Here is a 13,036-nt window from a genome sequence, read left to right on the forward strand (position 1 = left end):
CCCATGAGCGAGCCCGCCGGCCCCGCCGCCCCGCGCCACCGCCTGCTGGTCGTCGACGACGAGCCGGACCTGCTCACCCTCTACGAGCTCACCCTGCTGCGCGAGGGCCACGACATCGAGACCGCCCGCTCGCTGGAGGAAGCCCGCGAGCGCCTGGCCGCCGACCGCTTCGACGTGCTGATCACCGACCTGCGGCTGCCCGACGGCAGCGGCCTGGAGCTGCTGCACGAACTGGAGCAGGCCGGCGACCGGCCCGAGAAGAGCATCGTCGTGACCGCCTACGGCTCGGCGGCGCATGCGGTGGAGGCGCTCAAGGCCGGCGCCTTCGACTACCTGACCAAGCCCGTCGACCTGCGCCAGTTCCGCACCGTCGTGGCCTCGGCCCTGGGCCGGGCCCCAGCCGACGAGGTCCCGGCCCTGCGCGCGAACCCCGCCGGGCCCCGCTCGGCCGCTCGCCCCCCCGCCCCCATGCCGACGGGGGGCTTGCCCCCCGCGGCCGGCCTGACCGTGGGCGCCTTCGAGCGCCTGCTCGGCCAGTCGCCCGCCATGGCCGCGGTGCGCGAGCGCATCGAGCGCGTGGCCCGCAGCATGGCGCCGGTGCTCGTCCGGGGCGAATCCGGCACGGGCAAGGAACTGGTCGCGCGGGCCATCCACGAGCGCTCCTCGCGGGGGGGCGGGCCCTTTGTCGCGATCAACTGCGGCGCCATCCCGGAGGCCCTGATCGAGGCCGAGCTCTTCGGCCACCGCAAGGGTGCCTTCACCGGGGCGCAGGAGGACCGGCCCGGCGTCTTCCAGGCGGCGCAGGGCGGCACCCTGTTCCTCGACGAGATCGGCGAGCTGCCGCTGGCCATGCAGACCCGCCTGCTGCGCGCGGTCCAGGAGCGTGCGGTGCGGCCGGTCGGCGCCACCGCCGAGCTGCCGGTCGATGTGCGCCTGCTCAGCGCCACCCACCGCGACCTGGCCGCCGAGGTGGCCGCCGGCCGCTTCCGCCAGGACCTGTACTACCGGCTGAACGTCATCGAGATCCCGCTGCCGCCGCTGCGCGAGCGCCGCGAGGACCTGCCCCTGCTGGCCGAGGCCGTGCTGCGGCGCCTGGCCGCCGAGGCCGGCACCGCCCCGGCCCGGCTGGCGCCCGAAGCCCTGGCCGCCCTGGCCGTCCAGCCCTTGCCGGGCAATGTGCGCGAGCTGGAGAACCGCCTGCACCGCGCGCTGGCCCTGAGCCGGGGCGGTCTGCTGGGGCCGGAGGATCTGGACCTGCCCGCGGCCCCTGCCGGCGGAGCCGGGCCCGGGGCCGCTGCGGACGCTCGGACCGCAGCCCTCGACGCCCCGCCCCCCGTGCAAGCCCCGCCCCCCGCGCCGCCCACGCCCGAGCAGCTGGCCACCGGCTTCGCCGCCCTGCTGCGCGATCCGCTGCGCCTGCCCGAGCGCCTGGAGCCCTGGCTCGACGGCGTCGAACGCCTGCTGCTGGTGCGCGCACTGGAGCTGCACCACGGCAACCGCACCGCCGCCGGCGTCCGGCTGGGCCTCACGCTGCGGCAGATGCGCTATCGCATGGCCCGGCTCGGCATCCTGCGGCCCGAGGACGGCGGCGAGCCCGGCGAGCCCGGCGAGCCCCCGCCGCCTGGGGGGACGCCGTGATCGCGCCGGGGCTCACCGAGGGCTGGTGGTCGGCGGCGGCCCGCCGGCCCTCGCCGCACTGGAATGCGCGGCCGCCGGGCACGGCCGTCGAGCTGGCGCTGATCCACTCGATCAGCCTGCCGGCCGGGGTGTACGGCGGCGATGCGGTCGAGCGCCTGTTCGCCGGCACGCTGGACCCGGCCGCCCATCCCAGCTTCGAGGCCCTGCGCGGCCTGGAGGTGTCCGCCCATTTCCTGCTGCGCCGCGATGGCAGCCTGCTGCAGTTCGTTCCGCTGCAGGAGCGTGCCTGGCATGCCGGCCGATCGGTCTGGCGCGGCCGGCCGAACGTGAACGATGGTTCCGTCGGCATCGAGCTGGAGGGCCTGGAGGGCCTGGCCTTCGAGCCTGTGCAGTACGCCGCCCTGGCCACCCTGTTGCGCGGCCTGGCGCTGGTCCTGCCGCTGCGTGAGGTGGTCGGTCACCAGCATGTGGCGCCGGTCCGCAAGGGCGATCCGGGGGCGGGCTTCGACTGGCTGCTGCTTCAGCGCCTGCTCGGCCCGATCCTTCCGTGTTTACCCGCAATCTGGCCGGCCGGCGGACCCGGGCCGGCATCGCCCCCGCCGACCTGAAGCCAGCATCCATGCGGCCTGGGGACCCGGAATCGGCCGCCAGGCCAGCAGACATGCGGCTTCAGGGGGCCAGGGTCCCAGCCGGCGTGGCCTGGCCCGCAGGCGCAGGCCGAGCGCCCGCCCGGCCGGGCGACATGTGGCGGTCACAAGCCACATATAGCGTGGTTGTGTGGGCTTGGTGCGCTAGCTATAGTGGTCTGCATGGTATGCTGCATTGCACTTTCCTGCTTCCCGGCATGCGTTCTGCCGGCTGAGAAGGCCCCTGCTCTTGCGGCCCGTCCGGCTTCCGGTCGGGCCGGTTCTCCTTCAGGCGACGGCCCCCGTCCGGCCGGTCGCCCCTCCCGAAACCCGCTGCGTGCTCGCCCGGGCTGACCGCCCCGGTGAGGTCGCGGCGTCGGGGCTTGCCGCCCCCGTCGTCCCGGCCCCGTGCCGTCCCGACTTCCTGAGGATCCCGCCCATGCAAACGAATCCCTCCACCTCGGCCCCCGGTGCCGTCCTGCCTGCCGCGATGCCTGTCGAGCGCAGCGCTGCAAGTTCGGCCTACGCCGGCTACCAGATCATTCGCCGCAACGGTGCGGTGGTGTCCTTCGAGCCGCACAAGATCGCGGTGGCCTTGATGAAGGCCTTCCTGGCCGTGCATGGGACGCAGGGTGCGGCGTCGGCCAGCGTGCGCCAGACCGTCGACGGCCTGACCGAGATGGTCGTGCGCGCGCTGCTGCGCTCGCGTCCGGGCGGCGGCAGCTTCCACATCGAGGACGTGCAGGACCAGGTCGAGCTGGGTTTGATGCGCGGCGGGCACCATGATGTCGCGCGGGCCTATGTGCTCTACCGCGAACGCCGTGCGCAGGAACGCGCCAAGCAGGGCCAGGACCAGGCGGCGGCCGACGCGCCGGTCCTGCATGTCACCGACGGTGGCCAGCGCCGCCCGCTGGACCTCGGCAAGCTGCAGGCCCTGGTCCAGGCGGCCTGCGCCGGCCTGGGCGTCGAGGTGCGCCCCGAGCCGATCTTCGACGAGACCCTGCGCAACCTCTACGACGGCGTGCCCATCGACGAGGTCTTCAAGGCGGCCATCCTCGCCGCCCGCACCCTGATCGAGAAGGACCCGGACTACAACCGCGTCACCGCCCGCCTGCTGATGCACACGATCCGCAAGGAGATCGTCGGCGAGGAGCTGAACCAGGACGAGATGGCCGCCCGCTACCCGGAGGCCTTCGCCGAGTTCATCCGCCGTGGCATCGCGGCCGAACTGCTCGACGAGCGACTCGGCCAGTTCGACCTGGCCCGCCTGGGGGCGGCCCTGAAGGCCGAGCGCGACGAGCAGTTCGACTACCTCGGCCTGCAGACCCTCTACGACCGCTACTTCCTGCACGTCAGCAAGCGCCGCATCGAACTGCCGCAGGCCTTCTTCATGCGCGTGGCCATGGGCCTGTCGCTGGGCGAGATCGACCGCGAGGCCCGCGCCATCGAGTTCTACGAGGTGCTCTCGTCCTTCGACTTCATGTCGAGCACGCCCACCCTGTTCAACGCCGGCACCCGCCGCAGCCAGCTCAGCAGCTGCTACCTGACCACCGTGGCCGACGACCTCGACGGCATCTACGAGGCCATCAAGGAGAACGCGCTGCTGTCCAAGTTCGCGGGCGGCCTGGGCAATGACTGGACCCCGGTGCGCGCGCTCGGCAGCCACATCAAGGGCACCAACGGCGAATCGCAGGGCGTCGTGCCCTTCCTCAAGGTCGTCAACGACACCGCGGTCGCGGTCAACCAGGGGGGCAAGCGCAAGGGCGCGGTCTGCGCCTACCTGGAGACCTGGCACCTCGACATCGAGGAGTTCCTGGAGCTGCGCAAGAACACCGGCGACGACCGCCGCCGCACGCACGACATGAACACCGCGAACTGGATTCCGGACCTGTTCATGCGCCGTGTGATCGAGGGCGGCGACTGGACCCTGTTCAGCCCCAGCACCTGCCCCGACCTGCACGACAAGTTCGGCCACGCCTTCGAGCAGGCCTACACCGCCTACGAGGCCAAGACCCAGACGGGCGAGATCACGCTGTTCAAGCGCCTGCCGGCCAAGGACCTGTGGCGCAAGATGCTCTCGATGCTGTTCGAGACCGGCCATCCCTGGATCACCTTCAAGGACGCCTGCAACGTCCGCAGCCCGCAGCAGCATGTCGGCGTCGTGCACAGCTCCAACCTGTGCACCGAGATCACGCTGAACACCAACGATCGCGAGATCGCCGTCTGCAACCTCGGCTCGGTCAACCTCGCCCGCCATCTGAAGGACGGCCAGATCGACCAGGCCAAGCTGAAGGCCACCGTGCGCACGGCCATGCGCATGCTCGACAACGTCATCGACATCAACTACTACGCCGTCAAGAAGGCCCGTGACAGCAACCTGCGCCACCGCCCGGTCGGCCTGGGCATCATGGGCTTCCAGGATGCGCTCTACCAGCTGCGCGTGCCCTATGCCTCGGCCGAGGCGGTGGAGTTCGCCGACCGCTCGATGGAGGCCGTCTGCTACCACGCCTACTGGGCCAGCACCGAGCTGGCCGAGGAGCGTGGCCGCTACAGCAGCTACCGCGGTTCGCTGTGGGACCGCGGCATCCTGCCCTTCGATTCCCTGAAGCTGCTGGCCGAGCAGCGTGGTGGCTATGTCGAGGTCGACACCTCGGTCGCGATGGACTGGGAGGCGCTGCGCACGCGCATCGCCGCGCACGGCATGCGCAACAGCAACTGCGTGGCGATCGCGCCGACGGCCACGATCAGCAACATCATCGGGGTCGATGCCTCGATCGAGCCGAGCTTCGGCAACCTCTCGGTCAAGTCCAACCTCTCGGGCGAATTCACCGTCGTCAACGAATGGCTGGTGCGTGATCTCAAGGCCCTGGGCCTCTGGGACGATGTGATGGTCATGGACCTCAAGCACTTCCAGGGTTCGCTGCAGGCCATCGACCGCGTGCCCGAGGAGCTCAAGCAGCTCTATGCGACCGCCTTCGAGATCGAGCCGGTCTGGCTGGTCGAGGCCGCCTCGCGCCGCCAGAAGTGGATCGACCAGGCGCAGAGCCTGAACATCTACATGGCCGGGGCCTCGGGCAAGAAGCTCGACGAGACCTACAAGCTCGCCTGGCTGCGCGGCCTGAAGACCACCTATTACCTGCGCACCACCAGCGCCTCGCACATCGAGATGAGCACCGTGCAGCGGCGCCAGCTCAATGCCGTGGCCAACAGCGTGACGGCTGTTGCGGCCGGCCCGGCCGCAGCCCTTGAGGAGCCGGTCGCACCGGCCACCGACATCAAGTTCTGCGCGATCGATGATCCGGGCTGCGAAGCCTGCCAATGAGGCTTTGAATGAGGCATGCCCCGAGACCGCATGAGGTCGACGGATCGGGGCCACATTTCAAGGTGAATGCGGCCTTCATGGCTTGTTGTTTTCAAGGCCGCAAACCGATAATTCAAGGATAGGAAATCCATCATGTTGGTCTGGGAAGACGACAGCCGATCCACCCCCGCCGCGAAGCCCACGTCGATGCCTCCCCCGCTGCGCGAGGGGCTGGCCGCGGGGGCTCCGATGAGCTCCCCGGCCCGTCCGCTGACGGCCGCCATCGATCGTGTGCTTGCGCCGCAGACGGCGAGCCCGGCGGCTGAATCCGGCCGCCGCGTGAACGTCGCGGACAAGCGCATCATCAACGGGCAGACCGACGTCAACCAGCTGGTGCCCTTCAAGTACAAGTGGGCCTGGGAGAAGTACCTCGCCACCTGCGCCAACCACTGGATGCCGCAGGAAGTGAACATGTCGCGCGACATCGCGACCTGGAAGGATCCCAAGGGCCTGACCGAAGACGAGCGCCGCATCGTCAAGCGCAACCTCGGCTTCTTCGTCACCGCCGATTCGCTGGCCGCCAACAACATCGTCCTGGGCACCTACCGCCACATCACGGCGCCCGAGTGCCGCCAGTTCCTGCTGCGCCAGGCCTTTGAAGAGGCGATCCACACCCACGCCTACCAGTACATCGTCGAGTCGCTGGGCCTGGACGAGTCCGAGATCTTCAACGCCTACCACGAGGTCCAGTCCATCCGCGACAAGGACGAGTTCCTGATCCCCTTCATCGAGGCGATCATGGATCCGAACTTCCACACCGGCACGCCCGAGAACGACCAGCGCCTGCTCAAGAGCCTGATCGTCTTCGCCTGCCTCATGGAGGGGTTGTTCTTCTACGTGGGCTTCACGCAGATCCTGGCGCTGGGCCGCCAGAACAAGATGACCGGTGCCGCCGAGCAGTACCAGTACATCCTGCGCGACGAGTCGATGCACTGCAATTTCGGCATCGACCTGATCAATGCCATCAAGCTCGAGAATCCGCAGCTGTGGACGGCCGAGTTCAAGGCCGAGATCAAGGCCCTGTTCCTCAAGGCCGTCGAGCTGGAGTACCGCTATGCCGAGGACACGATGCCTCGCGGCGTCCTTGGCCTGAACGCCTCGATGTTCAAGGGCTACCTGCGCTACATCGCCAACCGCCGCGCCACCCAGATCGGTCTCGAAGAGCTCTTCCCCAACGAGGACAACCCTTTCCCGTGGATGAGCGAGATGATTGATCTGAAGAAGGAGCGCAACTTCTTCGAGACCCGGGTCATCGAGTACCAGACCGGTGGCGCCCTGTCCTGGGACTGAGCGCCCGACCTCCCCACGCACATCACACGGCAGAGGCATTCCCCGACTCCCGAACCGGCCCCATCCGGGGTCCTGACCCGCGGTCCGGTTCCTTCCCCATTCGCTGCAACGGAGCGCCCTGGGCCGAGCCCGCGGGCAGAACACCGGACGGCGAGTCGCTGCGGCCCCCTCGTGCCGTGGATGTTTGACCACTTGATCAAGGAGATTTCCATGGCAACTGCGAAGAAGACGGCAATCAAGAAGGCAGCCCCGGCCAAGAAGGCTGCGCCGGCTGCGAAGAAGGTCGCCGCGAAGAAGACGGCCGTCAAGTCGGCCGCGCCGGCCGCGAAGAAGGTTGCGGCCAAGAAGACGGCGATCAAGTCGGCGGCGCCGGTCGCGAAGAAGGCTGCGGCCAAGAAGACCGCCGTGAAGGCGGCCGCCCCGGCCGCGAAGAAGGTTGCGGCCAAGAAGACCGCCATCAAGAAGGCCGCGCCGGCGGCGAAGAAGGTTGCCGCCAAGAAGACGGCGATCAAGAAGGCCGCGCCGGCCGCGAAGAAGGTTGCCGCCAAGAAGACGGCGATCAAGAAGGCCGCCCCGGCCGCCAAGACCACGCTGAGCCCGCAAGCCGCCTGGCCCTTCCCGACCACGCCGAAGCCCTGAGCGGCTTCTCCGGACAGACCGCCGTTGCGACGGCGGTCTGCGCCAACAAAAAACCCGGCGAGCTGGACTCGGCCGGGTTTTTTTCTGGGCCCGCGGTGTGCGGGCCAAGTGGGGATCAGAGCCCCAGGGCGCTGCGGTCGAGCGTGTGGTTCTGCGGGCCGGCGCAGGCGATCTTGATCGCGCCGACGCGGTTGCCGAGCTCCACGCAGCGGACCAGATCCCAGCCGAGCTCCAGGCCGTAGAGCAGGGCCCCGCGGAAGGCGTCGCCGCAGCCGGTCGGATCGATCACCGCCTCGGCCTTCACGCCCGGCACGTGGGTGCGCACACCTTGCTGCCAGACTTCGCAGCCCTCGCTGCCCAGCGTGACGATCACCCCGCGCAGGTGGCTGCGAGACAGCGCCTCCAAGCTCAGGCCGACCCGGTCGCTCAGCATCTTGGCCTCGTAGTCGTTCACCGCGACCCAGCTCGCCTGGGCGATGAAACGCTTGAGATCCTCGCCATCGAACATCGGCAGGCCCTGGCCCGGGTCGAAGATGAAGGGGATCTTGGCGTCGGCCAGTTGCTGGGCGTGCTGGATCATCGCGTCGCGACCATCCGGCGCGACGATGGCCAGCGCGATGTCGCCGCGCTCGGCCGGCACCACGATGCGGTGCGCGAAGTTCATCGCGCCCGGGTGGAAGGCGGTGATCTGGTTGTTGTCCTGGTCCGTGATGATGATGGCCTGGGCGGTGTAGCCCTCGTCCACCGTCAGCAGCAGGTCGCCCGGCACGCCCCAGCCCGCCATGCGCTCGCGGTAGCCGGCGCCGTCGGCGCCCAGGGCCGCCATCACCCGCGGCTGGCCGCCGAGCTTGGCCAGGGTGTAGGCGATGTTGCCGGCGCAGCCACCGAATTCACGCTTGAGCGTCGGCACCAGGAAGCTGACGTTCAGGATGTGGATCTGCTCGGGCAGGATCTGCTGCGCGAAGCGACCGGGGAAGGTCGTGATGGTGTCGAAAGCAAGCGAGCCGCAGATGAGGGCAGACATGGTGGTCGGGCGGGGTCGCGGGGACCCGTTCAGGGTTGGGGAGCGATCTGCACCGAGAAGCCACCCGGTCGGGCGCCGTCGGGCAGGTCGAAATCGCGTTCCAGGCTGAGGCGCTGCCCGGCAGCCAGGCGGGCCGGGGCCGGGGCGAGCGAGCCACGCAGCCGCAGTTCCTCTGGCGTCAGCACGCGACGTGCCAGCACGCCGCCCAGGCTGTCGTTCAGCGTCAGCTCCAGGGCGGGGAGGGCCTGCTCGCTGGCGCCCGGGTTCTGAAGGTGCACGACCAGGCGCTGGCGGATGCCGGAAGCCGCCCCTTCGACGGGCTGCAGCGCCGGGGCAGGATCCAGCACCAGTCCGCGGCCGCCCGCGGGCGTGGTGGCCAGGCTGCTGCCCCTAGGGCAAAACAAGACCTTGCAGATGCGCTCGAGCGTGCTGTCCAGCGCCGGAACCGCCTGCTGCAGGGGCGCGCGGAACAGCCCGGCCAATTGCATCAGCAGCAGCATCGACAGTCCGATCACGGCTGGCCGCAGGCCGCTCCAGCCGGGGGCGGCCGCCGGCTGGGGGCGCAGCGGCGGGGCCTGGCGGCGCAACTGCGGCGCGGCGGCGGGCGGCTCGCGCCGCTCGGCAGGGTCTGCGGCCTCGCCGGTGGCCGCCGCAGCGCGAGCCCAGGCGGCCTCCACCTCGGGCTCGGGGGTGTAGAGCGATCGCGGGCCGGGGGCTTCGGGATCCAGCCAGCGCGGCGGGGCTTCGGGGACCGCGGGCTCGGCGACCACGGGTTCGAGGGGCACATCGGTCTCGGTCACGGTCACCGGGGCAGGCGCGGGCGCGAGAGCCTCCAGGGTGTTCTCGTCCTCGTGCCCCAGCTGCGGCGTCCAAGCCACGGGCACGGGGGGCGGTACCTCGTGGTCCAGGTCGAAGAGGCCGTCCAGGGCGTTGAAGACCTCGTGGCAGCGGCCGCAGCGCACCCAGCCTTCGGAGGCCTTCAACTGCTCCTGTCCGACGCGAAAGACCGTGCCGCAACTGCCGCAACGGGTGGCCAGGCTGCTCATGCTTGCGTGCTCCTGCGGGCGTGCATCAGGATCCAGCCGTCCTCTTGGTCGGCCACGGCCAGCGCCAGGCCGACCTGGGCGTAAGCCGCTTGAAGTTCCTCGGCCTGGCGCTCCAGGATGCCGGCCAGCACCAGATGGCCGCCGGGCGCCAGGTGGGCCGCCAGCAGCGGGGCCAGCAGCTTGAGCGGCGAGGCCAGGATGTTGGCGAGCACCAGCGGGTAGCGGCCGCAAGCCTCCCCTGCCGCCTCCGGCAGCCCCGGCTGCACCGTCACGCCATTGGCCTGGGCATTCTGGGTGGTCGACACGACGGCGGCGGGGTCGATGTCCACCGCAAGGGTCTCGCCGGCTCCGAACTGTCGCGCGGCGATCGCGAGGATGCCCGAGCCGCAGCCGTAGTCCAGCACTGGCTGGTCCCGGAAGGCGTCGGCATGGGTGGCGATCCAGCGCAGGCACATCCTTGTGGTCGGGTGCGTGCCGGTGCCGAAGGCCAGGCCGGGATCCAGGCGCATCACGGTGCGGGCGGCCGGCGGGGCCTCGTGCCAGGTCGGCACGATCCAGAACGCGTCGGTGATCGGAACCGGCGCGAACTGGGATTGCGTGAGTCTCACCCAATCCTCGTCCGGCACCTCGACCAGGCCCTGCAGCTCAACGCCCTGGGGATGTTCGGCCAGCAGCCGGGTCGCGGCCTCGGTGGCCTCGGTGGGGCTGCCGAACAGGGCTTTCAGCACCGAGCGCTGCCAGGCCGGCTTCGGGGCCGGCATGTCGGGCTCGCCGAACAGGGCCTGCTCGGCCTCCGTGTCGGCGTCGGCGTCCTCGACCGAGACCGAGAGCGCGTCCAGATCCATCAGCGTCTCGCTCAGGGCCTCGACCTCGTCTTCCGCAGCGATCAGTCGCAACTCGACCATGGGACCTTCTTCCGTTCAGCGCTTGTGCTGCTGCATCCACTCTTCAAGATAGTGGATGCTGGTGCCGCCTTCGATGAACTTGGCGTCCGCCATCAGCTCGCGGTGCAGCGGGATGTTGGTCGAGATGCCTTCGATCACCGTCTCGCTCAGCGCGGTGCGCATGCGTGCCATCGCCTGCTCGCGGGTGTCGCCGTAGGTGATGATCTTGCCGATCATCGAATCGTAGTTCGGCGGCACGGTGTAGTTCGTGTAGGCGTGACTGTCGACGCGCACGCCCGGGCCGCCCGGCGGGTGCCACATCGTGATGCGGCCCGGCGAGGGCGTGAACTTGAACGCATCCTCGGCGTTCACCCGGCATTCGATGGCGTGGCCGCGCAGCTCGATCTGGCGCTGCGTGAAGGGCAGCTTCTCGCCCGCGGCGATGCGGATCTGCTGCTGCACGATGTCGATGCCGGTCACCAGCTCGGTCACCGGATGCTCGACCTGCACCCGGGTGTTCATCTCGATGAAATAGAACTCACCGTTCTCGTAGAGGAACTCGAAGGTGCCGGCCCCGCGGTAGCCGATCTTCTTGCAGGCTTCGGCGCAGCGCTGGCCGACCTTCTCGATCAGGCGGCGCGGGATGCCCGGCGCCGGCGCCTCCTCGATCACCTTCTGGTGGCGGCGCTGCATCGAGCAGTCCCGCTCACCGAGCCAGACCGCGTTGCGGTGCTGGTCGGCCAGGATCTGGATCTCCACGTGGCGCGGCTGCTCCAGGAACTTCTCCATGTAGACCGCCGGGTTGTTGAAGGCGGCTCCGGCCTCGGCCCGGGTGGTCTGCACGGCATTCAGCAGGGCGGCCTCGGTGTGCACCACCCGCATGCCCCGGCCGCCACCGCCGCCGGCCGCCTTGATGATGACCGGGTAGCCGATCGCCCGGGCCTGCCGGATGATTTCCTTGGGATCGTCCGGCAACGCGCCTTCCGCCCCGGGCACGGTGGGCACGCCGGCCCGCACCATGGCGGCCTTGGCCGAGACCTTGTCGCCCATCAAGCGGATCGACTCCGGCGTCGGGCCGATGAAGGTGAAGCCGCTCTGCTCGACCCGTTCGGCGAAGTCGGCGTTCTCGCTGAGGAAGCCGTAGCCGGGGTGGATGGCCTCGGCGTCGGTCACCTCGGCGGCCGAGATGATGGCCGGCATGCTGAGGTAGCTCTGGCCGGAGGCGGCCGGGCCGATGCAGACGGCCTCGTCGGCCAGGCGCACGTACTTCGCGTCGCGGTCGGCCTGCGAGTAGACGATGACCGCGCGGATGCCCATCTCACGGCAGGCGCGCTGAATCCGCAGGGCGATCTCCCCGCGGTTGGCGATCAGGATTTTCTTGAACATGGGGTCCGGGAGGGCAGCGGGTCAGCGCCGTGGCCCGAGGGGCGCACGGCGCAGGGACGGGACGGGGATGGGGGCTCGGCCTCGGGTGGCCGGCCTCACTCGACGATGAACAGCGGCTGCCCGTACTCCACCGCCTGGCCGTTCTCGGCCAGGATCTTGACGATGCGGCCGGAGAACTCGGCCTCGATCTCGTTCATGATCTTCATGGCCTCGATGATGCAGATCGGCTGACCTTCCTTGATCTCGTCACCCACATCGGCCAGCGGCTTGCCGCCCGGGCTGGACGAACGGTAGAAGGTGCCGACCATCGGCGAGGTGATCTTGCGGCCGGTTTCGGCCGGCGCGGCCGGCGGCTCGGCGGCTGCCGGGGCGGCGACCGCAGCCGGGGCGGCCACGGCCACCGGTGCCACGACCGGCGCGGGCGCGGCGGTCACGGCCACCGCGACCGGGCTGGCCTTGACGATCCGCACCTTGCCGTCGGCCTCCGTGATCTCGAGCTCCGAGACGTTCGACTCGGACACCAGGTCGATCAGCGTTTTGAGTTTGCGCAGATCCATGTCGGGTTCACTCCAGCGGTTCTTGTGGGTTCTGAGGGGCGCCTTGCCATCCGCCCGCCGCAGCGGGCTCGGACGGCATCAGCGCGGCCGGGCGCCGCGTTCGAGCGCGGCGGTCAGGGCCAGCCGGTAGCCGGCGGCGCCAAGGCCGAGGATCACGCCCTCGGCCAGGTCGGAAAAATAGGAATGCTGCCGGAAGGGCTCCCGGCGGTGGATGTTCGAGAGGTGCACCTCGATGAAGGGGATCGCGACCCCTGCCAGCGCATCGCGCAGGGCGATGCTGGTGTGCGTGTAGGCGCCAGGGTTGATCACGATGAAGTCCACGCCCTCGCCCGCGGCTGCCTGCACGCGGTCGACCAGCGCCCCTTCGTGGTTGCTCTGGAAGCTTTGCAGCCGTGCCCCGGCGGCGCGGGCCTGCTCGGCCAGGCCTGCATCGATTTCAGCCAGCGTCGTTGCCCCGTAGACCGCCGGTTCCCGGCGGCCGAGCAGGTTCAGATTGGGGCCGTGCAGGACGAGGATGTGCATGAGATCGTTGCGGATCGGCGGCACTTGCCGCCCTTTGGCTGCGCGATTGTGCCAGCGTGGTGG

Annotated in this window: 11 protein-coding genes; 5 read left to right on the forward strand and 6 right to left on the reverse strand. The window is 69.9% G+C overall.

All coding sequences use genetic code 11. The annotated features are described in order from the left end of the window. The first annotated feature begins 3 nt into the window (after positions 1-3). From H4F90_RS12070 to H4F90_RS12090, 5 genes are all read left to right on the forward strand, one after another. Positions 4-1,638 carry a sigma-54-dependent transcriptional regulator gene (locus H4F90_RS12070; protein WP_182664909.1) on the forward strand — a complete coding sequence of 545 codons (1,635 nt, stop codon included), beginning with the start codon at positions 4-6 and terminating at the stop codon, positions 1,636-1,638. Then, the gene (ampD, locus tag H4F90_RS12075; RefSeq protein ID WP_182664911.1) at positions 1,635-2,246 is read left to right on the forward strand and encodes a 1,6-anhydro-N-acetylmuramyl-L-alanine amidase AmpD; all 612 of its coding nucleotides are present in this window, start codon (positions 1,635-1,637) and stop codon (positions 2,244-2,246) included. Before H4F90_RS12070 ends, ampD begins: the two co-directional genes overlap by 4 nt. 457 nt (positions 2,247-2,703) lie before the next feature. Continuing rightward, complete coding sequence (locus H4F90_RS12080) at positions 2,704-5,586, forward strand: ribonucleoside-diphosphate reductase subunit alpha (RefSeq protein ID WP_182664913.1); 2,883 nt, start codon at positions 2,704-2,706, stop codon at positions 5,584-5,586. A gap of 132 nt (positions 5,587-5,718) precedes the next feature. Further along, positions 5,719-6,915, forward strand: coding sequence for a ribonucleotide-diphosphate reductase subunit beta (locus H4F90_RS12085; RefSeq protein ID WP_182664915.1), 1,197 nt, complete (start codon positions 5,719-5,721; stop codon positions 6,913-6,915). Positions 6,916-7,125: 210 nt separating this feature from the next. Continuing rightward, complete coding sequence (locus H4F90_RS12090) at positions 7,126-7,554, forward strand: histone (protein WP_182664916.1); 429 nt, start codon at positions 7,126-7,128, stop codon at positions 7,552-7,554. 115 nt (positions 7,555-7,669) lie between these two features. Here the strand turns inward: H4F90_RS12090 and H4F90_RS12095 are convergent, their stop codons facing one another. From H4F90_RS12095 to aroQ, 6 genes are all read right to left on the reverse strand, one after another. Continuing rightward, positions 7,670-8,578 (reverse strand): carbohydrate kinase family protein, encoded by a 909-nt coding sequence (locus tag H4F90_RS12095; RefSeq protein ID WP_182664918.1) that lies wholly within the window; start codon positions 8,576-8,578, stop codon positions 7,670-7,672. Positions 8,579-8,607: 29 nt separating this feature from the next. Beyond that, positions 8,608-9,624, reverse strand: a complete 1,017-nt coding sequence (locus H4F90_RS15660) for a zinc-ribbon and DUF3426 domain-containing protein (RefSeq protein WP_182664920.1) — start codon at positions 9,622-9,624, stop codon at positions 8,608-8,610. After that, a complete protein-coding gene (gene prmA, locus H4F90_RS12105; protein WP_182664922.1) occupies positions 9,621-10,529 on the reverse strand; it encodes a 50S ribosomal protein L11 methyltransferase in 909 nt (302 codons plus the stop codon). Before prmA ends, H4F90_RS15660 begins: the two co-directional genes overlap by 4 nt. Positions 10,530-10,544: 15 nt before the next feature. Next, positions 10,545-11,894 carry an acetyl-CoA carboxylase biotin carboxylase subunit gene (gene accC, locus H4F90_RS12110; protein WP_182664924.1) on the reverse strand — a complete coding sequence of 450 codons (1,350 nt, stop codon included), beginning with the start codon at positions 11,892-11,894 and terminating at the stop codon, positions 10,545-10,547. Positions 11,895-11,989: 95 nt separating this feature from the next. Beyond that, positions 11,990-12,451 (reverse strand): acetyl-CoA carboxylase biotin carboxyl carrier protein, encoded by a 462-nt coding sequence (accB, locus tag H4F90_RS12115; protein WP_182664926.1) that lies wholly within the window; start codon positions 12,449-12,451, stop codon positions 11,990-11,992. A 78-nt stretch (positions 12,452-12,529) separates the two neighbouring features. After that, the gene (gene aroQ, locus H4F90_RS12120; RefSeq protein ID WP_182664928.1) at positions 12,530-12,973 is read right to left on the reverse strand and encodes a type II 3-dehydroquinate dehydratase; all 444 of its coding nucleotides are present in this window, start codon (positions 12,971-12,973) and stop codon (positions 12,530-12,532) included. Positions 12,974-13,036 lie beyond the last annotated feature (63 nt).

Source organism: Aquariibacter albus, from assembly GCF_014145335.1.
Lineage (GTDB): Bacteria > Pseudomonadota > Gammaproteobacteria > Burkholderiales > Burkholderiaceae_C > Aquariibacter > Aquariibacter albus.

What these genes read in the sequence shown, in the direction of transcription:
- H4F90_RS12070 (WP_182664909.1), top strand. Translation starts at nt 4, where the DNA reads ATGAGCGAGCCCGCCGGCCCCGCCGCCCCGCGCCACCGCCTGCTGGTC.
- H4F90_RS12080 (WP_182664913.1), top strand. Translation starts at nt 2,704, where the DNA reads ATGCAAACGAATCCCTCCACCTCGGCCCCCGGTGCCGTCCTGCCTGCC.
- H4F90_RS12085 (WP_182664915.1), top strand. Translation starts at nt 5,719, where the DNA reads ATGTTGGTCTGGGAAGACGACAGCCGATCCACCCCCGCCGCGAAGCCC.
- H4F90_RS12090 (WP_182664916.1), top strand. Translation starts at nt 7,126, where the DNA reads ATGGCAACTGCGAAGAAGACGGCAATCAAGAAGGCAGCCCCGGCCAAG.
- H4F90_RS12095 (WP_182664918.1), bottom strand. Translation starts at nt 8,578, where the DNA reads ATGTCTGCCCTCATCTGCGGCTCGCTTGCTTTCGACACCATCACGACC.
- H4F90_RS15660 (WP_182664920.1), bottom strand. Translation starts at nt 9,624, where the DNA reads ATGAGCAGCCTGGCCACCCGTTGCGGCAGTTGCGGCACGGTCTTTCGC.
- prmA (WP_182664922.1), bottom strand. Translation starts at nt 10,529, where the DNA reads ATGGTCGAGTTGCGACTGATCGCTGCGGAAGACGAGGTCGAGGCCCTG.
- accC (WP_182664924.1), bottom strand. Translation starts at nt 11,894, where the DNA reads ATGTTCAAGAAAATCCTGATCGCCAACCGCGGGGAGATCGCCCTGCGG.
- accB (WP_182664926.1), bottom strand. Translation starts at nt 12,451, where the DNA reads ATGGATCTGCGCAAACTCAAAACGCTGATCGACCTGGTGTCCGAGTCG.
- aroQ (WP_182664928.1), bottom strand. Translation starts at nt 12,973, where the DNA reads ATGCACATCCTCGTCCTGCACGGCCCCAATCTGAACCTGCTCGGCCGC.